The sequence below is a fragment of the Alcanivorax xiamenensis genome (assembly GCF_009846745.1).
GTDB classification, from domain to species: Bacteria; Pseudomonadota; Gammaproteobacteria; order Pseudomonadales; family Alcanivoracaceae; genus Alloalcanivorax; species Alloalcanivorax xiamenensis.
Window position 1 is genome coordinate 1 of record NZ_AQPF01000030.1, and the last position, 21,892, is coordinate 21,892.

Here is a 21,892-nt window from a genome sequence, read left to right on the forward strand (position 1 = left end):
CTCTTTCCGCACCCGCCCGCATCCCAATCTGAACCGCCCCGGCTTTACCGGAGACTCCATATCTTGAGATGTTTACGCACACTGTATCGTCGGTTGGCGCGTAGCAACGTCGAAGAAAACGGCACTGGTACTGGACGCTCTGGAGCAAGCCCTGTGGTCACGAAAGCACAGGCAAGGATTGATCCACCATAGTGATCGGGGAAGCCAATATCTCTCGATCCGCTACACAGAACGTATGGCTGATGAGGGTATCGATGCCTCAGTCGGCACCACCGGCGACTCCTACGACAATGCGCTGGCCGAGACCATCATCGGCTTATTTGTAGTAATTCAGACTTGACCTGACAGTTGCCGATTCTTCAGCAGGTGTCTGTCAGGTGAAGTTCAGCCTATTAACTTTTACTTCTGGATCGACTTCTTATCCCACAAGGTGCGACTGGCGTTCTACCGCAACACTTCCTCCCCTGGTGGTGTATTATTGCTGTAGCAATTCAGCGTAACGTACAGATCTTCCTTTAACGCTTCCAGGCTGTTGTATATTTTCCGGCATAATGATGAAACTTCTTGGGGAACCTTCTTATGGAAGCGCTCGCAGATGTCACTGGTCTGCGGTAATACTATGAATCACATACCTTCGTTTAGCACCGCGTCGCGGATCATGCGCCAGACAAAATCGCCTATCTCCTCGAGCGTATAGCGACCATCGTCGCTAAACCAAGTGGCTACCCAGTTGAGCGCACCGAGGCCTATAAGACGCAGCAAATCCAGATCCACTTCCTTTCGAATTACCCCTTTCTCCGCCAGTGACTTAAGCATAGTCGCCCAGAGGGACTCATAACGGTCGCGCAGCTTGATCATCTCCTTACGTGCTTCGCCGCGCAGAGAACGCCACTCAAACAACAGTACATAGACCATGTCCGAGCCGCTGACCAGCATCTGAAGGTGCGCATTGATGCCTCTACGCAATTGCTCCACGGGTTCCGCCGCACCGGCCACGGCTTCGGAGACAGCAGTCGAGGTTTGCTCCAAACCAAGGCGCATCAAATCAACAAGAATATCCTCCTTGGCCTGATACCGGTAATGAAGGCTGCCGGGCAGCAGATCACACGCTTTTGCGATTTCTTTCACCGTGGTCCGGTCATAGCCCTGCTCCCGAAACAGTCGAGCGGCGGATGTCAATACAAACTGACGATCAGACCGGGCCGGGCCGACCTGGCGCTTTTTTTTCATGGTTTTCTCCTCCGGCCTCGGGGTGCGGCGCGAATCCGAATTGCGAGAGCCCATTGCCTGCATCAGACCGACGACTCCCCCCGGAATGGCTCGTCGCGCCGAAGATCCGCGCGGCCCCATTGATTTTCTCACAAGTCATCGGGTGAGCACCACCGGCCTTGGTCAGCTGGCCGGGAAAGAGACCCGGGCCGCGTGCGGTCTGCGTCGCACCGCATGGCGGCGCTGCTTCAGTATCAAGCCTTATGCCAACGATTTCAATTCGGTGCTCGGATCCTTCAATGCTTCAACACTGACGTCCTTGCCTTGATATACGAGCTTCTTCCCGACCATGAAGGCCATGGGCATATTTACCGCGTCAACGGCCACCAGCCGGCTTCCCTGTAAATAGAATACCACAAATGCTTCATCCGAGGGACTGCCGCGAACCACCCGCTGATCGTGGTTTTGAGATAACCCCACCATTTGCAAGCGTACGTTAAACTGGTTCGACCAGAACCACGGCACGCTTTTATAGGGCACGCGCTCACCCATAAGCGTCGCGGCCGCCGTACGGGCCTGATCGACGGCATTCGCCACGGACTCAAGTCGTTGCATCTTTTCAAATAACAGATTCCGGTGGCGGGTACAGTCGCCGATCGCCAGGACAGCGGGATCCGCGGTACGAGTAAACTCGTCAACGACAATACCGTCATCACAGGGCAAGCCCGCGGCCTCGGCCAGAGCGGTTTCCGGAAGAACACCGATGGAAACAAGCACGATATCGGCCGGCACGATACCGCCGTTCGCCAATCTCACGCCAGTCACACAACCTTGCTCTCCCGCTTCGAAGCCGGTAACCGCGGTGTTCAAACGTACATCCACGCCGGCGTCAGTATGCTTGGCGTAAAAGAATGCGGACATCTCCGGCCCAGTAACCCGTTGCATAAGCCGATCAGCGGCTTCCAGTACGGTGACATCGACGCCGCTCTTGTTTGCGCTGGCGGCGACCTCGAGACCGATATAACCGCCACCCACGATGACCAAACGTTTCCCTGCAACTAATCGTTGACGCAAGTTATCCGCATCGGCTATATCATGCAAATAGTGAATGCCTTTCAAGTCCGCTCCTGGCGCATTCAAACGCCGAACACGCGATCCCGTGGCCAGGACAAGTTGATCGTATTTCAAGGTGCTCTGGTCCGACAACCGGATGATCTTGTTGTTTCGATCGATTTGCACGACTCGCACACCGAGCCGCAACTGATGACCCGCGTTTTCATATATTGAGATCGGCTTCAAATACAGTGAACCCTGATCAACTTCGCCTGTCAGGTAATTCTTGGACAGAGGCGGGCGCTGATAGGGTGGGTGGGGCTCTTCGCCCACCAGAATCACTTTATGCTGATACTTCTTTTGCAACAGTGTTGTCAAAAGCGCTCCCGCCGCGTGCCCGCCGCCAACGATGACCGTCGTTTGTTTCTGATTGTTCGTCATAGCCTGTCTCTTTTTTACTGTGCCTTGGGGTCCAATTTCACGATTAAAAACGCCATGGGGACGAGCACGCCGCACTCAATACCGCGATCGGCCGCGGGACACCTTGAAATCCTCGAGAATCATCTCGGCCCCCTTCTCGCCAATCATGGTCGCCGGCTGATGAGTATTTCCGCCCACCAGGGTCGGCATAACGGAAGCATCAACCACCCGCAGGGACCGGAGGCCATGCACGCGCAGTCGGGGATCGACCACCGCCATTGGATCCAATCCCATCTTACAGGTACCTACAGGGTGGTAGGCCGACTCGCCGCTACGCCTCACCCATCTGGCGAGCTCTTCGTCACTGCGCAGCGTCGGTCCCGGCGATATCTCGACCTCGTGGTGAGACGCGAAAGCCGGCTGCTCCAGAATCCTGCGTACTAAACGCACCCCCCGAACGAGTTTCTCGACGTCGGCGGGCTCAGCCATATAATTGGGGTCTATCAGCGGTGCCGCGAAGGGATCGGCACTGTGCAAACCGACGTGGCCGCGCGACAAAGGCCGGAGCCCATAAATCATCACGATGTAACCATAACCGCTCATCGCGGTCTTCATATCCCGCCCGTGATCAGCGTACAGCATCGGCCCGAAATGCAGTTGCAAGTCGGGGATCGGCTCTTCCGCACGGGAACGAATAAACCCACCGGCCTCGGCGCCGTTACTCGACAGTAAACCGCGACGACCGCTCAGATACTGCAGCAGGGCCCGAAGGCCCTTGAACCAGTAGCTCGGATGCATGGAAATGCTCTGGCGGTCGCGCGCTCTAACACGCACGAACACGTCGATGTGATCCTGCAGATTCCGTCCCACGCCCTCCAGCTCATGACGCAATTCAATCCCGTGCCGGGACAGTTCACCGCGCGGCCCGATTCCAGAAAGCATCAGCAGCTGCGGAGAATTAAACGCGCCGCCGCAGAGAACTACTTCGCGCCGGGCACGGACCTGAGCCAGCCCCTTCCCGCTCCGATATTCGACACCGGTGGCATGGCCGCCCTGGAGCAACACACGCGTGACGTGCGCTCCGCTGCGGACAGTCAGGTTGGACCGAAACGCCGCGGGTTCGAGATAGGCACGCGCATTACTACAGCGCGCGCCGTCCTTCTGATAAACATAGTAGTAGCCCACGCCTTCCTGTTCACGTCCGTTGAAATCCGGGTTGCGCCGGTGGCCCGCCTGCATCGCCGCCTTGACGAACGCCGTGCTTAGCGGATTGGTATAGCGGCGCTCGGCAATATTAAGCGGGCCACCCCGACCATGAAACGCCGTTTCAAGAGCCGCCAGCTCCGGCTCGAAATGTTCGGATCTTCGGAAGTAAGGCAACACATCGGCATACGACCACCCTTCGCAACCGAGCCGTGCCCACTCGTCGTAGTCCCGGGCATGTCCGCGAATGTAGACCTGCGCGTTCATGCCGCTGGACCCGCCGACCATCTTACCTCGTGGCTGATATAAGGCACGGCCATACATGTGCCACTGCGGCTCGGTATTGAACTGCCAGTTGACGCGACGACTGAAGATCAGCTGCAGAAAGCCCAGCGGCATATTCACGAACGGATTGCGGCGGCTCTCCGGACCTGCCTCGAGCAACAGCACCGAATGGCGGCCGCATTCGGATAGACGGTTGGCGACGACGCATCCGGCCGAGCCCGCCCCAACCACGACATAATCGAACTGTTCGGATGACATCGGCTCCGGACGTGAATTCAATTTTTTGCGGTCAACTTGACCATTAGCTTGGAATAGCCCCGCACAAAGTTGGACTGCACACGCTCGGGCTCACCCACGACCTCTATGTTATCAAAGCGCTTGAGTAACTCTTCCCACAAAATCCGCAATTGCAACTCAGCCAGACGGTTTCCCATGCAACGGTGAATGCCGTAGCCAAAGGAAATATGATTCCGCGCGTCCTTTCGATCAATAATAAGCTGGTCGGGATTTTCGAACTTTCGTTCGTCTCTATTACCGGAGGCATACCACATCAACACGCGGTCCCCTTTCTTAATGGTCTGACCACGCAGCTCCACGTCCTGCGTGGCAACCCGGCGCATGTGCGCGAGTGGAGTTTGCCAGCGGATAATTTCCGAAACCATGTTCGGAATCAATTCCGGGTTTTTCTTCAGCTTGATGAATTCCTCGGGGAACTGATTCAGGGCCAGCACACCGCCGCTCATGGAGTTGCGGGTGGTGTCATTGCCGCCAACAATCAGCAGCGCCAGGTTGCCGATAAACTCCATTGGACGGTTAATCAAATCCCGGGTATCCTCGTTACTCTGTAGCATGCTGATCAAGTCGAAACCCGGAGGCTCGCCAGCCTTGCGTCGTGCCTCCTTGTCTCGCCAAAGCCTCGAGAATGACCAGGCCATGTCCGCGGCATCGTCAAACATGATGTCTTCGTCGGTAAACTCGCCACCAGTCGCCGAAGATGCTCCGGACAGTCGGTCCGACCAATCAACCAGCTTGTGACGCTGCTCGTAAGGGAAATCCAGCAACGTTGCCAACATACGCCCGGTCAACTCCTTGGACACTGCCGGCACCCAGTTGAAAGCCTTGTCCAGGGGCAGACTGTCGAGCACCTCGGCGGCGCGCTGCCGGATCAGCCCCTCCATTTCCTTGAGATTCTGGGGTGCCACCACACCTTGGACCGCCCGGCGTTGCACATCATGTTTTGGCGGATCCATGGCGATAAACATTTCCACCGACAACCCTTCCGGAGGATCACCCAGAATGATTTGTGGCTCGGAGGAAAAGAGCTCGTGATTCTTATCGACGAACAAAATGTCTTCATAGCGTGTCACCGACCAGAATGGCCCGAACTGGCTGCTTTTCTGGAAGTGCACCGGTGCCTCATCACGTAACCGCTTGAAATAGGCACCCCACTGATCTTGCCGATACAGAAAAGGGTTGCTGGTGTCAATATCCTCAAGTGCCAGGGTATTGACGTCAGGCACGGGCTGTTCGAGAAACTTGACCTGTGGGCGTGTTGACCCCAGTGCCTTTTTCTTCGCTTTCATCAGAGATTTGAGTGCCTTGATCTGTAAGTGCATAGGCACCAATCTCGATGTGGCATTAATCATCTTTGTTTGCATGGCATCGTTCGTGCCTGACTTGGTTGACATGGTGACCTCCCGCTACATCTGAAATTCAGGCAACAGAACGGTCATACCGTCCATCGCCTCAGTGGTTCGAATCTGACAGCCCAGCCGAGAAGTTTCTGCCCGCTCCGGAGTCATGGACAACATCTGCTCTTCAGCATCATTTATTTCCCCGGTCTTTCCGAACCATTCATCGGTCACTATCACGTGGCAGGTGCCGCAGGCGCATTCCCCACCGCAGTCTCCGTCGATGCCGGGCACAGCGTTATTAACAGCAACCTGCATCAGCGAGGAACCAGATTCAAACTCGGCAATGTGCTCGGTACTGTCATGCTCAATGAACGTAATCTTACCCAAGACCTTTCTCCAGCAAGTAACTTAATGACTGCATCGTGGTTGTTGATTCGCTTGCCAGGGAGGTCATTTATTGACACACTGGGGTCATTTAAAGACAGGCATGCCTATCAACGGACCGTATCAATGACACAGCAGAAGGGTGAACCGAAAGCTTCGGAAGGCGGCATTCCGTCGAACTATTCACGACTTATTGCCCGCGAGCTGGACTTAACCGTCAGCCAGCTACCCTCGTTGCTGCAAGGTACCGGTCTCGGTATCGCGCAATTTCTGGGCGAGGACAGTCTGCTCACGCCAGCTCACCAGGTGCGGATTTTACGCAATGCACTGGCGTTGTCGGGCCAGTTTGAGTTCGGCTTACGGCTGGGTAAGCGTCTGACCCCGGCGACCCACGGCGCCATCGGTTTTGCCGCCTCGAGCAGTCCGGACCTGCTCACCGCGCTACAGGCGATTCAGACATTCCTACCTACTCGCGCAAGCATCGTCGAGCTACACCTGCAGGAAGCTGAAGAACACCTGGAATGCCGACTGGACTTCCAAGTGCCGCTGGACGCGGATATCGAGCGTTGCCTGGCGGATACCATGATCGTGGTGCTGCTTGAATTCGGCGAGTTCGTTGTCGGTCGCCCACTACATGAGGCTGAAATTTGTTTTACCCACCGGACACCTGAGTACCACGCGATGTACTCGGACTACTTGCCCGGTCGCATTCGTTTTGGCTCCGATAAGTTCACACTAAAACTGCCGATGGCACTGTGCCTGGAACCGAACGCCTCCGCCAATCATGAAAATTACCGCCTGGCTCTTGAGCAATGTGAATCAATGCTTGCCGAGCTTCAGAACCACAAGCCCAGCTACCAGACCCGGCTTAAGAAGATGATGCTATCGAGACCCCCCGGTTCGCTCAGCGAAGACGAAGCAGCGGCCTCCCTTTTCATGAGCAAACGCACTCTCGCTCGCAAGCTCAAGGAGGAAAACAGTAGTTTTAGGAAAATTCGTGACGAAATCCTATCCCGGCAAGCGATCAGCTACCTGTGTGACAGCAAGCTTTCGATCGAAGCCATCGCCGCGTTGATGAACTATCATGACGGAGCCAATTTCAGGCGTGCCTTCAAGCGCTGGTTCGGTCTTTCGCCCGATCAGTACCGGCAGCACGCCGGTTCCCGGCACACTCTACCCCCTGCCCCCTAGTGGTCCGGTACCACGCTCCGGCATTCCGTTTCCTTTCTTTTGTACCGTATCTCGACCGGCCTTTCCCGCCGGTCTGACGCGATCTGTTTCCCGGCGCGCGAAGATATCCACTGACTGCTTTTTTCGGGCCTTGACATTTGGTCAATCGCCCAAATAAAGTGACTCAACAGTCGAACTACTCAGGAGGTCGACATGGTGATCGCGAGCCGCAAGATTGGTTACGATGAAGTCGAACACAGGGATTTGAATTTCGGCATGAGCCCGGAGACGGTGCCGCGCCACTGGTTCAACAACGATCCGTGGATCACTCACTGGATGAACGCGATCCTGGCCGCGGTGCCGGACGGCGAGCGCTGGGTCATGCAGGCCACGAGTAAGCAACTCGAGAATCTTCACGATCCGTCAGTGCGCAAAGCCGCGATCAGCTTTATTCGACAGGAACGCTCCCATGCACGGGAGCATGACGCCATGAATGAAGCGATGGTCGCGCACGGCATTCCAATAGACCGGGCGGAGGCCGTGTTCAAGGCGATCAGAAAGCCCCTTCAACGCTACCTGGGCGGCGCCACCCAGTGCGCCATGGCCGCGAACTTCGAGCATTTCACGGCCGTGATTTCCCAGGTAATGCTCGATCATCCGGAACTGTGGGACGATACCAGGCAGGAAGTCGCCGCCATGCTGTTCTGGCACTTCGTGGAGGAGACGGAGCACAAGTCAGTCAGCTTCGACGTGTTCGGAGAGGTAAGCGGGGGCGGCGTCCGCGCTTACGCAATCCGCATGGCGACGCTCGCTCTGGGTACAGCCCTTTTCCTGCCTCTGGTGCACGGTAACTGGCTGTATTTCCTCTGGAAAGATCGGCAGCTCACGAACATCCCCTCGGCACTGCGCGCCATTAAGTGGTTGTACTTCGCACCTGGAATCTTCACCCGAGCTTTTGTGATCGATACGCTGCCTTTTCTCTCCCCCCGCTTCCATCCATGGGACGCCGATAACCGGGAAGTCATCCACGCCTGGAAGCGCGCCTACGAGGAAACCGGTGATGCCCAGCAGGCTTACCAAGCATTCCGGCAATGGCATGACGATAACAGGCGTGACACAACAGCGGAACGAGTGACGGCGGCGTGAGCGGTGCCAAGCGTAAAACACTGAAACCCTCCGAGGGGGCGGCGGCCCTGGTCACGGGGGCGGGCAGCGGCATCGGCCGCAGCTTCGCCTATGAGATCGTGCGCCGTGGCGGATCAGTGATCTGCGCGGATATAGACCGCCAGCGCGCCGAGCAAACCGCCAGCATACTCTCGGAATTGGGCGAAGGTCGGGCTGTCGCCTACCGCTGCGACGTAGGTAGTGAAAAGCAGATGGCCACGCTCGCCGACAAGGCCGAATCGCTGCTCGGACGGCCAATGACGTTGGTGGTCAATAACGCCGGGGTGGGCGTAGGCGGCCGCATCGGAGAAGTGCCGCTTGGCGATTGGCGCTGGTGCCTCAAAGTCAATCTTTGGGGCGTCATTCATGGTTGTCACTTCTTCGCACCCAAGCTGCGCGCACTGGGCTACGGCGGCATTGTCAACGTGGCTTCGGCCGCCGGTTTCGGCGCGGCGCCGGAGATGAGTGCGTATAACGTGACCAAGTCCGCGGTCCTTTCACTCTCCGAAACTCTGGCGGCCGAGCTGACCGGCACCGGCGTGCATGTTTCGGCCCTGTGTCCCACCGTGGTACCCACCAACATTCTGGACAAGGCGCGCCTGCCCGAGCACCGCGGCGATTTCGCCCATGCCGCCATGCGCAAGTGGACCTTCGCCACCAGCGACCAGGTGGCACGCCGGACCCTGGACGCCCTCGATCGAAAGCAACTTTATGTGGTGCCGCAGTTCGACGGGCGTTTCATGTGGCGGTTCAAGCGCTACGCGCCGCGGCTATACGCTCGCGCGCTGGGCGAGGCGTATCGCCTGGCCGGGGGCTGATATCCGGCAGGAGGCAAATCATGACATCATTCTCGGCAAGAGTTGCCGACCGTGGTTTTCGGCTACTGATGAAACGCGAGCCGGCTAGTCCCGACGAGTTGGTGATGCGGTTACGGCGCATCGCCGCGATGGCCCGCCTGCCGGGCGGGCTGCCGTCCGGAGTCACCGCGCGCAAGACCACCATTGGCAATGAACCGGCCGTACCACCCGGCGTGCCGGCGGTGCGTGTCAGTCCCAGTCAGCCCACGGCCACCGTGCTGTATCTCCACGGTGGCGCCTTTATCAGTGGCCGTTTCCCTACTTATGCTGAGCTTTGCGGGCAGCTGGCCAAGAGACTGAACGCACGCGTGTTCTGGATCGACTACCGCCTAGCGCCGGAGGCGGCCTACCCGGCCGCCCTCGACGATGCCCACCATGCCTACAGGGCGCTGGCCGAGGACTATCCTGACGAGCCGCTGGCCCTGATCGGAGATTCCGCGGGTGGCAACCTCACTCTGGCCACGCTGCTGAGGCTGCGCGATGCGCAGGCCGCCTCGCCCGATTCCTCCCCCCGCATGCCAGCCTGCGCCGTGTCGATCTCACCCGGCGCCGATGCGGTTGGCGATACACCGTCGCGCCAGGCCAACGCGGCCAGCGATGCCATGCTGACTCCACGCATGATCAAGATGGCCACCGATCTGTATCTGGCCGGCCATGATCCCCGGGATCCCTATGTCTCACCGATATACGGCGATTTCCGTGGCCTGCCGCCTCTTATGCTCACTGTGAGCGAATCCGAGGCCCTCCGTGATGATGCCTATCGGGTAGCGCACCGTGCGCGCCAGGCCGGCGTGGCCGTGACCCTGCGCGCCCGCTGGAATATGCCACATGTGTGGCCGGTGTTTCATTCCATGTTGCCGGAGGCGCGCCAGGACGTTACCGAAATAGTCGGCTTTATGCGCCGGCATTTGTCGGCGCCCGTAGCATGCACCCGGGCCGTGGCACGGACGAAACTGCGCCTCGCGCATAGCGGCTAAGCGGCCTGCTAAAAACTGGAAGGAGGACCACTATGAATGTCGCGGAGGACCGGATTCAACAAAGCCGTCGTGGCCAGCGGGCGCCGCGCCACGGGAGCGCTGAACCCGACCACGAGATTTTGATCATCGGCGCCGGCTTCGCCGGAATGGGCGCGGCCATCGAGCTTCTCAGCCGCGGCATGAAATCCTTATCGATCATCGAGCGTGCCGCCGATGTCGGCGGCACCTGGCGCGACAACCGCTACCCCGGCGTGGCGGTGGACATCACTTCTTTCGTCTACTCTTTTTCCTTCGAGCAGAATCCGAACTGGTCGCGGGTCTTCGCGCCGGGTGACGAGCTGCAGAACTACGCCCGCCGTGTGGCCAGCAAATACGGCCTCTATCCCTACATACGTTTCGGCGTCAGCGTGAAGCGTGCCGAGTTCGATGAAGGCGAGCACTTGTGGCGGGTGACAACCGACAAGGGATGTGTCACCGCACGCCACCTAGTGTCCGCCACCGGCGGGTTGATCTCGCCGAAGATGCCGGATATCGAAGGGGTCGAGGATTTTCAGGGCGAGCGCATGCACACCGCGCGCTGGGACCACGAAGTGGATCTCACCGGCAAGCGGGTGGCGGTGATCGGTACCGGCGCCACCGCGGTGCAGCTGATTCCCGAAATCGCCCCGCGGGTGGCGCATCTGGATGTCTATCAGCGCACGCCCATCTGGGTACTCAAGAAACCGGATGTCCGTATGCCCGGCTGGATGCGCACCGTCTTTCGTTGGTCGAGCCTGGCCCAGCAGGGAGTACGTACCACCACCGATGCGCTGACCGAATCGTTGATGATCATCGCGGCGGTTTACTATCGGCGCTTTCCTTGGCTGGTGCAATGGGCCCAGCGCGCCGGCGTCAACAACATGCGCGAGCAATTGCCCGATAACCCGGAGTTATGGGGCAAATTAACCCCGCGATATGGCTTCGGCTGTAAGCGGCCGACATTTTCCAACAACTACTTTTCCACCTTCAGCCGTAGCAACGTCGATCTGATCACCACCCCTATCCAACGCATCACTCCCAAGGGCATCGAGACCATCGACGGCATTGAGCACGAGATCGATGTGCTGATCCTGGCGACCGGCTACAAGGTTTTCGAAAAGGGCAATCTGCCCTCCTATGAAGTCGTGGGACGCGGCGGTGTGGATCTGGGCGAATTCTGGGAGCGGAACCGTTACCAGGCCTATGAGGGCCTGACAGTACCCGGCTACCCCAATCTCTACATCATGCTGGGTCCATACGCGCTGATTGGTTCATCCTATTTCAAAATGGTCGAGGGTAACGCCATTCACGTGGCGCGCTGCATCCAGGCCGCCCGAAAGCGGGACGCGACTTGCGTGGAGATTCGTCAAGACGTGCACGATCGCTACTTCCGGAATATCCAACGACGCCAACAAGGGACGGTGTTCCTTAACCACAATTGCGCGGCCTCTAACAGCTATTACTTCGATCATCATGGCGACGCGCCCATGCTTCGACCTTCTACCTCTTTCGAGATGCTTTGGCGAGCGAAACACCTGCCCATGGCTCATTACCATTTCAAAAAGGCCTATCCGGCAGGATGGCTATCAGATGACTCAAGGCTGACGTCCAACAGCAGGCCTTTTCCCGGAGATGATACCGTTGCGGAGGTTATTCGCCGATGACGACTCATGAGGAAACAACACCGGTGCTGGTCGGCGCCGGCCAGATCAGCGCGCGCGAACCGGATACCGAGCGCACCCCCATAGGCCTGGTCGCCGAGGCTGCCCGAGCCGCGGCGGCGGACTGCGGTGTGACCGGGGTTCTGGGTCAGATCCAGTCGTTAACGTGTCTCAACATATTGGCGCCGTCTTATTCCGATGCCCCGTCCACCCTGGCGCGGCATCTGGGCATCGACCCCGGCGAGCGCTTCTACACACCCATAGGCGGGAACATGGGTCAATGGCTGGTCGGTTACTATGCCGATCGCATCGCCGCCGGTGGTCTCGATTGTATCTTGATCGCGGGCGGCGAGGCGCTTGCCACACAGATGCGCGGCAAGGGCGCCGGCCTGTCCGGAGTGCTGGACACCGCCACCGGCGAGGGTCCGCGACTGCTCGGCGATGACCGCGAGCCGACCAATTCGGCGGAACAACGCCACGGGCTCAATCTGCCCATCCAGATCTATCCGTTGTTCGAGCAGGCGCTGCGGCGTCGCTACGGCCTTGACCCAGCCGAGCACCGACGAATGCTGGGCGAATTCTATGCCCGATTCAACGCCGTCGCGGTCGACAATCCGCGAGCCTGGCGCCGCGACCCTTTATCGGCGGCCGATATCGCCGAGCGCTCACCCAAAAATCGCATGGTCGGCGCGCCCTACACCAAGCACATGAACGCCCTCATCGCGGTGGATCAGGCCGCCGCGCTGGTAATGATGTCCGTGGCCAAGGCCCGGCGGCTGGGCATCGACCCTGAACGCTGGGTGTACCCCCTGGCCGCGGCAAACGGCCACGATCATTGGTTCGTCTCCCAGCGGGCGGATCTTTCCCGCTCGCCGGCGATCACCGCCTGCGGCGAGCGGCTGGATCGACGCGATCGATCACCTGGACCTGTACAGCTGTTTCCCCAGCGCTGTACAGATGGCGCGCGATGCGCTGGGTATCTCCGTGCATGATCCCCGGCCACTGACCGTCACGGGTGGCTTGGCTTACCATGGCGGGCCCGGCAACAACTATTGCACCCACGCCATCGCCGAGATCATGAACCGTATCCGCGCCGACCGAAGCACCACCGGATTGGTCAGCGGCGTGGGCTGGTACATGAGCAAGCATTCGCTGGGGCTCTACGGCGGAAGACCGCCCGTCGGCGGTTGGCGGCCGATCGATCCGGCCGGGCTGCAAGCCGAGATCGACGCCGGCCCCGTCGTGGAACTGGTGGAGCAGGCGCAGGGCAAGGCCCGCATCGAGACCTACACTGTCATGCACGACCGCGCCGACCGCCCGGTCCAGGGTATTGTGCTGGGCCGCCTGAGCGATGGCCGGCGGTTTGTTGCCAACACTCCCACCGACACGGACCTGCTCAATGCCATGACGAACGAGGAATTTCTCAATCGCACGGGCCGCGTGCACCACGATGGCAAACGCAACCTATTTACCCCGGAGGGGTGAGCGCAAGGGGGAGACGATAATGAGCATCGCGTCCGAAGCCCAGTTCGACCAAGCGCGCGTAGCCGAACGCATGCGTGACATTCGCGAGGCCACCCGCGTCGTGAGCGAAGGCTTTTCCCGGGAATACATGCGCGAATGCATCGATAATCACCGATTCCCTCAGGAGGCCTGGGAAGCGCTGGGCGAATATGGGCTGCTTGGCATCACCATTCCCGAGGACCTGGGGGGCTCGGGCGGCGGCCAGGTGGAACTAGTCGCGCTGATGGAAACGCTGGCCGAGGCCGGGCTGGTGCTGCCCATGCTGTTGCTCACTGGGTTTGCGCGAGTGCCGATCATCCGCAATGGCACACCCGGGCAAATAGAGCGGTTCGTCAAGCCGACAATCAGCGGGGCCGAGAAACTGTGCTTCGCAATCACCGAGCCGGATGCCGGGACCAACAGCTTCGCGATGTCCACGCTGGCGACACCGGATGGTGACGGCTATCGGCTGACCGGGCGCAAGGTTTTTATTTCCGGTGCGGCGGACGCCGATCGAATGCTGGTCGTGGCCCGCACCCAAAAAGCCGGCGAAGTCAAACGACGCACCGAGGGTATGTCCTTGTTCGTGGTGGATACCGACGCGCCCGGCGTGGAACTACAGCCCCTGAATATCGACGTCGGTTGGCCGGAGCGGCAATACCTGGTTTTTTTCGATGACGTCAAACTCGACGCGGGTCGCTTGATCGGCAACCCGGGACAGGGCCTGGCCGGAATGTTCGAGGCGCTGAATTCGGAGCGCCTGCTGGTCACCGCCATGTCCGTGGGCCTGGGCAATTACGCTCTCAAAAAGGCAGTGGCCTACGCCAACGAACGCAAACCTTTCGGCACCCCCATCGGGGGTTATCAGGCTATACAGCACCGGCTGGCCGAGGCCAAGGCCGAATTGGAGGCAGCACGGCTGATGATGATCCACGCGGCTGCGACGTTCGACGCCGGTGGCGATGCCGGTTCTCATGCCAACATGGCGAAATTGCTGGGTTCTCGCGCGGCGGTCAAAGCCGTCGAGGCCGCCCTGCAGACCCACGGCGGCTACGGTTTCGACCGGGACTACGACATCATCACGCTATGGCCTTCGGCACGGTTAATGGAGGTTGCACCAATCAACAACGAAATGCTGCTCAACTACATCGGAGAACATGTCCTTGGCTTACCCAAATCCTACTGAGACGCGTGACGTGATCGAGCGTGACGGATTCACTGCCCCGGACGGGCGGCAAATCGCGCTGTGGCGCTGGCCCGGATCGCGCGAACGCCCCACCCTGCATTGGGCCCATGCGACGGGCTTCCATAGCCAGGTTTACCGCTCGCTGCTCGACGAATTGGCTGACGATTGCAACGTGCTGGCCTGGGATATGCGGGGCCACGGGGCCAGCGCCGAGGCGGCCGATATTAAAACATTCCGCGGTTGGGAAACGTACTACGAAGACCTTGTCGCTTGGCTGGAAAGTCTGGATGAGCCTGTCTGGCTTGCGGGTCATTCGATCGGTGCCACGACCAGTATCATGGCCGCGGCCCGACGACCGGACAAGGTGCGGGGCTTGATCCTGGCGGAACCGGTGATCATGGATCCCTGGCAGGGCTGGCGATTGTGGTCGGCCAAGCTGCTACGCCAGTCACAGCGGTTTTCACTGGCCGCCGGAGCCGCACGTCGCCGCAGGGTGTTTGACTCGCGCGCCGCCGCACTGGAGAACTTTCGTGGCCGTGGTGGCTTCAGAACCTGGCCGGAAGCATGGCTGGAAAACTACGTTGAGCACGGCCTCGTGGCCCATGATGATCGTTTTCGCTTGGCCTGTACGCCGGAATGGGAAAGCACCACCTTTGCCCATACCGAACACAACCCCTGGCCCGCCGTCCGACGATTGCGGTGTCCGATGGTCGTACTGGCCGCGGAACGCGCCTCAACCTTCTCGCCAAGGGCGCGCCGGCGCCTACATGCCTTGCTACCCTCCGCCGAGTTGAACGTTCTGGCTGGAACAACCCATTTTCTGCCCATGGAGCGACCGGAAGTGGTGCGGGATGCAGTGCGACAAGCAATGCACGGTGATACCTAGAGGGTAAGGAGAAAAGCATGAAACACACAGCGGTGATCAGCGGCGTCGGCATGGTGCCGTTCGCGAAACCCGGCGCCAGCGCGCCCTACTACCAGATGGGTGCCGAGGCGGCGCGTCAGGCCCTGGCCGATGCCGGGCTGGACTACGCCAAGGTGGAGCAAGCCTACGTGGGCTATGTCTATGGCGATTCCACCTGCGGCCAGCGAGCGCTCTACCCAATCGGCATGACCGGCATTCCCGTGATCAACGTCAACAACAATTGTTCCACCGGCTCGACCGCCCTGTTCCTGGCGCGCCAGGCGGTGGAGTCCGGCGCCGCCGACTGCGTGATCGCCCTGGGCTTCGAGCAAATGAAGCCGGGAGCGCTGGGCAGCTACTACAACGACCGGCCGACCCCCTTCGAACCCTTTGACCGGATCTGCGAGGACCTGGTGGGACAGCCCGAGGTGCCGCTGGCGATCCGCTATTTTGGCGGCGCGGGCATGGCGCACATGGACAAGTACGGCACCAAGGCGGAGACCTTCGCCAAAATACGCGCTAAGGCGAGCCGGCATGCCGCGCGCAACCCGGTGGCGCTGTTCCGCAAGGAAGTGACAGTGGAGGAAGTGATGGACTCCCCGGTGTTGATCGGCCCAATGACCCGCCTGATGGCCTGCCCGCCGACCTGCGGCGCGGCGGCGGCCATCGTCTGCTCCGAAGCCTTCGCCAGGGCCAACGCTCTCGATCACCGAGTGCGCATCCTGGCGCAGGCGATGACCACCGACACACCGAGCACGTTCGAGGCGCGCAACATGATGCAACTGGTCGGCTATGACATGACGCGCACCGCCGCCGATCAGGTTTACGAGACCGCTGGCATCGGTCCGGAGGAGCTCGACGCCGTGGAACTGCACGACTGCTTCGCCACCAACGAGCTGCTGACTTATGAAGCACTACGGCTGGCGCCGGAAGGTGGCGGCGAGCAGATGGTCGAGGACGGCGACAACACCCACGGTGGGCGCGTGGTTACCAACCCCTCGGGCGGGCTGCTTTCCAAGGGTCATCCATTGGGCGCCACCGGGTTGGCGCAATGCACCGAGCTGGTCCAACAGCTGCGAGGACAGGCCGCGGACCGCCAGGTCGAAGGCGCGCGCATTGCGCTCCAACACAATCTCGGCCTGGGCGGCGCCTGCGTGGTGACGATGTACCAGGCCACCTGAAGAGGACGAACTATGATCGACACTAAACACATCGGGCTGCGCCTGCCGACCGTCAGCTTCGAGGTCGAGAAGGGGCGGTTACGTTTTTTCGCCAAAGCCACCGGCGAAACGCGGCCCGAGTACCTCGACGAGTCTGCGGCCCGGGCAGCCGGCTACCGTAGCCTGCCGGCACCACCAACCTTTCTGATGGGCGCCGACCTCGATGCCGGAACCATGACCACGTTGCTCGAAACGCTGAACGTGCCGATCGGACGCATCCTGCACGGCGAGCAAAGCTTCACCTATCACGCGCCGGTATGTGCCGGCGACGTGCTCAGCGTCGAGTCAAAGATTAGCGACATCTACGGCAAGAAGAGCGGTGCGCTCGAATTCATCGTCAAGGATTCGCTGATCAAGGACGCGACTGGCGAGACCGTGCTCGAGGCACGCAGCGTGATCGTCGTCCGCAACCCGCAGGAGAACGCAGCATGAACGCCCCCACTCGTGACCAGGTCAAGGTCGGCCAGGCGCTTCCGCCACTCGAGCTTCCGCCCATCACGCGCGCGACGCTGGCACTGTTCGCCGGCGCCTCGGGTGACCACAACCCGATCCACATTGACATCGACTTTGCCAAGGCCTCTGGCATGCCGGACGTGTTCGCGCACGGCATGCTGCCGATGGCCTATTTGGGCCGCTTTCTGACCCAGTGGGCACCGCAGACCCGGCTGCGCCGGTTCTCGGTCCGCTTCGCCGCCATCACGCCAGTCGGCGCACGGCTGAGTTGCACCGGCAAGATCGTTGAAATCACCGAGGACGGCCACGAAACACTGGCCCGGCTCGAGATCGGCGTGGTCGATAAACAGGGTGAAGTCAAGCTCGCCGGCGACGCCCTGGTGGCGCTGGCCTGAAACACGTCCTTTCCATCACCAACAAAGCAGGACTGCGTATGAAACTTCAAGATAAAGTGGCCATCGTCAGCGGCTCAGGGCGCGGGATAGGCCGGGAAATCGCCCTCAAACTCGCCGCCGAAGGCGCCAGCGTGGTAGTCAACGATCTTGATGCCGCCCCGGCGGAGGAAACGGTCGCGGCGATCAAGGACGCCGGCGGCAGGGCCGTGGCCTGCATCGGCAGCGTGACACAGGAGGATTTTGCCGAACGCTTTGTGAACACGGCAATCGAACAGCTGGGCGGTCTGGACATCATCGTCAACAACGCCGGCTACACCTGGGACAACGTGATTCAGAAAATGAGCGATGAGCAGTGGCAGGCGATCATGGACGTGCACGCCACGGCGCCCTTTCGCATTCTGCGCGCGGCCTCCGAATACTTCCGCGTGCAGGCCAAGAAAGAAGCCGCCGAAGGGCGCGAGGTATTCCGTAAGGTGGTCAACATCGCCTCGATCGCCGGCACCGGCGGCAACGCTGGACAGGCCAACTATTCGGCCGCCAAGGCGGCGGTGATCGGCCTGACCAAGGCGATGTCCAAGGAATGGGGCAGGCTCAAGGTGAACGTCAACTGCGTGGCCTTCGGACTGATCAAAACGCGCCTCACAGAGGCGGAAGCAGGCTCTGATGCGAGCATCGATGTGGAAGGCCGCAAGATCAAGGTGGGCGTCAACCCCGATCTGCTCAAGACCATGGAGGCCATGGTGCCGCTCGGTCGCGCCGGCACGCCGGCCGAGGCCGCCGGGGCCGTCTATCTGTTTTGCACTCCGGAGTCGAACTACATCAGCGGTCAGACGCTGCTCTGTGGCGGCGGGTTCTCAATGTGAGGCCATGGACACCATGACGTTTAATCAATCACCCTGGATGGACGAAGAACTAACGCTGTTCCGCGACAACGTCCGGAAGTTCATCGCCACCGAAATCACCCCCTTCGAAGAACACTGGGACTCCCAGCAGCACGTCGAGCGCACGCTGTGGACAAGGGCAGGCGCCGCCGGCCTCCTGTGCACCGACGTGCCGGAGAAATACGGCGGGGCGGGGGGAAGCTTCGCCCATGAGGCCGTGATCCTCCAGGAGCAGGCCCGTGCCGGCAATACCAGTTGGGCCAAGGGCGTTCATGAGATCGTCAGCCACTACATCGTCAGCTGCGGCACGCCGGAGCAGAAGCATCGCTGGCTTCCCAAGCTCGCCTCCGGCGAGTGGGTGGGGGCCATTGCCATGACCGAGCCGGGCACCGGCTCGGATCTACAGGCCGTGCGCACGCGGGCCGAACGCCAAGGCGAGAACTATGTGGTCAACGGGTCGAAAACCTTCATCTCCAACGGCCATCACTGCGGCCTGCTGATCGTCGTCTGCAAGACCAATCCGGCCGAGGCCGCCAGGGGCGTCTCGCTGCTGGTCGTCGAACAGCCGGGCGAGCAGCCCGGCTTCCGCCGCGGCCGGCTTCTGCACAAGATCGGCCAGAAAGGTCAGGACACCGCTGAGTTGTTCTTCGATGATCTGCGGGTGCCGGCCGAGAACCTACTCGGCGGCGAAGAGGGCCAGGGCTTCTACCAACTTATGAACCAACTGCCACGCGAGCGCTTGATCATCGGCGTCGGCGCCATCGCTGCCGCCGAGGCGGCCCTGGAGCACACCTTGGCCTACGTGCGCGAGCGCAAGGCCTTCGGCAAGCGTCTGCTCGACTTCCAGAACACGCGCTTCCGGCTCGCCGAGCGGCGCACCGAAGTGACTCTCGGCCAAGTGTTCATCGACCACTGCATCCAGCGCCTGATCGCCGGCGCACTCGACGCGGAGACGGCCTCAATGGCCAAATGGTGGTGCACGCAAAAGCAGTGCGAGATCGTCGACGAGTGCCTTCAATTCTTCGGCGGCTACGGCTACATGCTCGAGTATCCCATCGCACGCTTGTACGCCGACGCCCGGGTACAGAAGATCTACGGCGGCACCAACGAGATCATGAAGGAGCTGATTGCGCGGGGGCTCGATTGAATGCGATTCACGTCACCGGGCTTCCGTCAGCCGGATGGCGATATCGCCAGTCCCCGGGGCCGCCGCCGCTGGCGTTGACCCCACCTCGCGATAGATGCGCCCGTGGTTGACGTTCTCCATGATCAGCCGGGAGCCGGCCGGATCCTATACAAGATTGACAGGTCGGTAACAGCCAGAGCGCGCAAGGCATTTCCAACAGCCCGCTAACCGTGCCGGGCGACACCTTTCCAGTATTTCTCCTCAAGCTGCTTTTTCGGTAGCTTGCCGGCCAAGTTGCGGGGCAGCTCGCCAAAGTCCACGATCTTTGGCAGCTTGAAACCGTACAACCCCTCCGTCTTGCAGTGCTCGATGATCTCCTTGCGAGTGGCCTGCTGGTGCTCTTTGAGCTCAATTACCGCCGCCGGCACCTCGCCCAGGTCCTTGTCCGGCGCCCGCACCACGGCAACGTCAAGAACCGCCGGATGCCGCTTGATAACCGTCTCGATCTCATTGGGGAAAAGATTCACCCCGCCGGAGATGATCATTTCCTTGATCCGCGAAGTCAGGTACAGAAAACCATCCTCGTCCACATAACCAATCAGACCATCGTCGTACCAGAGCTTGCCCTCGACCCCGATATAATTCTCCTTCATCTTCTCTTCGCTGAGGCCGACGTAGTTCAGCGCAAGGGCCATCGGGGAGCGCACGAGCACCTTCCCTTCCTTGCCGGGTGGGGTCCAGGTGCCGGTCTCCTCGTCATAGATCCGGCATTCCGCCGCCCGCAGCTTGCCAACGCTGTCGTAGCGCTTTGGGTTCTCCTGGTAGTCCTCGCTGGCGAGAACGCTGATCAGGCCGCTCTCCGAAGCGCCGTAGTATTCATGGAAGACATCATCCGACGCTCCCTGGCGGCGGAACAGCGTGTTGATCTCGCGCTTGACCTTGGGCGGACAAGGCGCCGCCGCGCAAATGATTACCCGCATGCTGGAAAGGTCGTATTGGGACTTCAGAGCCTCGGGCAGTGCCAGGATGCGCTCGAGCATGGTCGGGGCGACGAAGGTCCAGTTGATACGCTCGTCCTGAATAAGTTTAAGCATGAGCTCGGGATCGAACTTGCTCATGGGCACCGCGGTGCCGCCGAGAAAGAACGGCAACACCGCGATCTGTACCCCGGCATGATACAGCGGCCCCGGAATCAGCGTGCGGATGTTGTTGCTGATCGGATCCCGGATTTTGCCGATCTTGTAGAAATGAAAGGCCGATATCTGCATCAACCCCAACCGGGTCACCTCCTCCTTGGAGGCGCCCCGCCGCGCCTCGGCCGAATCCGATGTCAGCCGGTCCCGGTCGATGTTGATGTATTTCGGCGTCCCTGTGGTACCGCCGCTGTAGGTCTTTGGGGCCATGCCCAGCTTGCCGCTTGGGAGTATGGACCGGCTGTCCCGGATCAGTGACTCGTAGGCGATCATACCCTCGGGCAACTCGTCAGCATCAACCACGATGAAGTGTTCGACGGTGGTCAACTGATCACGAACCGACTGTACCGCTTCCACAAAGGCGCCCCCCAATACCAGAGCCTTTGGCGAGGCCTTGTTGATACATTCCGCCAACTCCTTGGGCTGGAGATGCCAATTGAGCATCGGCATGGGATTGTCCCTGAGCGTACAAGCCAGCATCAATTCGAACCATGGCGCGCCGTTGTGCATCACCTCGGCCACCGCCTCGCCTTCGCCGATACCCAGCCGGTGCAGGCCATTGGTCAGGCGGAGAACTCGATCCCTGAATTGACCGAAGGTGACCCGACGATCACCGTCGACAATCGCCTCACGATCTCCCCAATGCTCCCATAGAGCAAGCAGGAATTGCCGCGGAAGCTCCTGTCGCTTAAGCCGGCTACGCCACGCGGCCCGGACGCCACCAATCGCCAACGCGCCCCAACCAAACTGGCCTAAAATCTCCCTGAGGGCCGCACGGGCCTCGGGCATTGCTTTCAGCTGGGCTATAGCGGACATTTCGAAGATCTCCTGACTGGTGTTATGTTGTTATGGCAGGCGCGAGACGGGGTTGGTAACCCGCCCGTTTCCGTGGTTTCCACCGAACCGGACGCGCGCGAAGCTGGACCGCAACCCGTTCAAACTCGTCGACGATTCCGGTGTTGTCGAAACGCTTAAAAGTTCCTCCGACAGGATGCG

Annotated in this window: 20 protein-coding genes and 1 pseudogene; 15 read left to right on the forward strand and 6 right to left on the reverse strand. The window is 60.4% G+C overall.

Annotated elements, in window-relative coordinates:
- Nucleotides 1-67: 67 nt before the first annotated feature.
- Nucleotides 68-322, forward strand: a pseudogene (locus A6D6_RS15310) (DDE-type integrase/transposase/recombinase); the annotation flags it as partial.
- Nucleotides 323-624: 302 nt separating this feature from the next.
- On the opposite strand, the gene A6D6_RS15315 reads toward A6D6_RS15310, so the two are convergent.
- The 5 genes from A6D6_RS15315 to A6D6_RS15335 form a co-directional block, all read right to left on the reverse strand.
- Entirely contained in the window at nucleotides 625-1,230 is a 606-nt protein-coding gene (locus tag A6D6_RS15315; RefSeq protein WP_026949633.1) for a TetR/AcrR family transcriptional regulator, read from the reverse strand.
- 240 nt (nucleotides 1,231-1,470) lie between these two features.
- Nucleotides 1,471-2,703, reverse strand: a complete 1,233-nt coding sequence (locus A6D6_RS15320; RefSeq protein WP_116028209.1) for an NAD(P)/FAD-dependent oxidoreductase — start codon at nucleotides 2,701-2,703, stop codon at nucleotides 1,471-1,473.
- Between the two features lie 75 nt (nucleotides 2,704-2,778).
- Nucleotides 2,779-4,428, reverse strand: coding sequence for a GMC family oxidoreductase (locus A6D6_RS15325; protein WP_116028210.1), 1,650 nt, complete (start codon nucleotides 4,426-4,428; stop codon nucleotides 2,779-2,781).
- Nucleotides 4,429-4,445: 17 nt separating this feature from the next.
- The gene (locus A6D6_RS15330; protein ID WP_116028211.1) at nucleotides 4,446-5,858 is read right to left on the reverse strand and encodes a cytochrome P450; all 1,413 of its coding nucleotides are present in this window, start codon (nucleotides 5,856-5,858) and stop codon (nucleotides 4,446-4,448) included.
- Nucleotides 5,859-5,870: 12 nt separating this feature from the next.
- The gene (locus A6D6_RS15335; protein WP_014994420.1) at nucleotides 5,871-6,191 is read right to left on the reverse strand and encodes a 2Fe-2S iron-sulfur cluster-binding protein; all 321 of its coding nucleotides are present in this window, start codon (nucleotides 6,189-6,191) and stop codon (nucleotides 5,871-5,873) included.
- Nucleotides 6,192-6,314: 123 nt separating this feature from the next.
- Between A6D6_RS15335 and cypR the strand changes: the two genes are divergently transcribed.
- The 14 genes from cypR (at nucleotide 6,315) to A6D6_RS15400 (ending at nucleotide 19,724) form a co-directional block, all read left to right on the forward strand.
- The gene (gene cypR, locus A6D6_RS15340; RefSeq protein ID WP_116028212.1) at nucleotides 6,315-7,379 is read left to right on the forward strand and encodes a transcriptional regulator CypR; all 1,065 of its coding nucleotides are present in this window, start codon (nucleotides 6,315-6,317) and stop codon (nucleotides 7,377-7,379) included.
- A gap of 192 nt (nucleotides 7,380-7,571) precedes the next feature.
- Complete coding sequence (locus A6D6_RS15345; RefSeq protein WP_014994418.1) at nucleotides 7,572-8,504, forward strand: metal-dependent hydrolase; 933 nt, start codon at nucleotides 7,572-7,574, stop codon at nucleotides 8,502-8,504.
- Entirely contained in the window at nucleotides 8,501-9,340 is an 840-nt protein-coding gene (locus A6D6_RS15350; protein WP_116028213.1) for an SDR family NAD(P)-dependent oxidoreductase, read from the forward strand. The genes A6D6_RS15345 and A6D6_RS15350 overlap by 4 nt, the downstream gene beginning before the upstream one ends.
- Nucleotides 9,341-9,360: 20 nt before the next feature.
- Nucleotides 9,361-10,356, forward strand: coding sequence for an alpha/beta hydrolase (locus A6D6_RS15355; RefSeq protein ID WP_228234744.1), 996 nt, complete (start codon nucleotides 9,361-9,363; stop codon nucleotides 10,354-10,356).
- A 32-nt stretch (nucleotides 10,357-10,388) separates the two neighbouring features.
- Nucleotides 10,389-12,038, forward strand: coding sequence for a flavin-containing monooxygenase (locus A6D6_RS15360; RefSeq protein ID WP_116028214.1), 1,650 nt, complete (start codon nucleotides 10,389-10,391; stop codon nucleotides 12,036-12,038).
- Entirely contained in the window at nucleotides 12,035-13,027 is a 993-nt protein-coding gene (locus A6D6_RS15365; RefSeq protein ID WP_201303807.1) for a hypothetical protein, read from the forward strand. Before A6D6_RS15360 ends, A6D6_RS15365 begins: the two co-directional genes overlap by 4 nt.
- On the forward strand, nucleotides 12,993-13,520 hold the full coding sequence (locus A6D6_RS21735; RefSeq protein ID WP_201303808.1) for a TLP1 C-terminal extension domain-containing protein: 528 nt from the start codon (nucleotides 12,993-12,995) through the stop codon (nucleotides 13,518-13,520). The genes A6D6_RS15365 and A6D6_RS21735 overlap by 35 nt, the downstream gene beginning before the upstream one ends.
- Before the next feature lie 19 nt (nucleotides 13,521-13,539).
- On the forward strand, nucleotides 13,540-14,724 hold the full coding sequence (locus A6D6_RS15370) for an acyl-CoA dehydrogenase family protein (protein ID WP_089033102.1): 1,185 nt from the start codon (nucleotides 13,540-13,542) through the stop codon (nucleotides 14,722-14,724).
- A 10-nt stretch (nucleotides 14,725-14,734) separates the two neighbouring features.
- Complete coding sequence (locus tag A6D6_RS15375) at nucleotides 14,735-15,610, forward strand: alpha/beta fold hydrolase (protein WP_232802237.1); 876 nt, start codon at nucleotides 14,735-14,737, stop codon at nucleotides 15,608-15,610.
- Between the two features lie 17 nt (nucleotides 15,611-15,627).
- Nucleotides 15,628-16,809: a lipid-transfer protein gene (locus tag A6D6_RS15380; RefSeq protein ID WP_116028215.1), complete on the forward strand. Its 1,182-nt coding sequence runs from the start codon at nucleotides 15,628-15,630 to the stop codon at nucleotides 16,807-16,809.
- Between the two features lie 12 nt (nucleotides 16,810-16,821).
- Entirely contained in the window at nucleotides 16,822-17,280 is a 459-nt protein-coding gene (locus A6D6_RS15385) for a MaoC family dehydratase N-terminal domain-containing protein (RefSeq protein ID WP_014994410.1), read from the forward strand.
- Nucleotides 17,277-17,696: a MaoC family dehydratase gene (locus A6D6_RS15390; protein ID WP_116028216.1), complete on the forward strand. Its 420-nt coding sequence runs from the start codon at nucleotides 17,277-17,279 to the stop codon at nucleotides 17,694-17,696. The genes A6D6_RS15385 and A6D6_RS15390 overlap by 4 nt, the downstream gene beginning before the upstream one ends.
- Nucleotides 17,697-17,752: 56 nt before the next feature.
- On the forward strand, nucleotides 17,753-18,559 hold the full coding sequence (locus A6D6_RS15395; RefSeq protein ID WP_233918103.1) for an SDR family NAD(P)-dependent oxidoreductase: 807 nt from the start codon (nucleotides 17,753-17,755) through the stop codon (nucleotides 18,557-18,559).
- Nucleotides 18,560-18,563: 4 nt separating this feature from the next.
- Entirely contained in the window at nucleotides 18,564-19,724 is a 1,161-nt protein-coding gene (locus A6D6_RS15400) for an acyl-CoA dehydrogenase family protein (RefSeq protein ID WP_116028218.1), read from the forward strand.
- A gap of 203 nt (nucleotides 19,725-19,927) precedes the next feature.
- On the opposite strand, the gene A6D6_RS15405 is transcribed toward A6D6_RS15400, so the two are convergent.
- Entirely contained in the window at nucleotides 19,928-21,712 is a 1,785-nt protein-coding gene (locus A6D6_RS15405; protein ID WP_116028219.1) for an AMP-binding protein, read from the reverse strand.
- Between the last annotated feature and the right edge of the window lie 180 nt (nucleotides 21,713-21,892).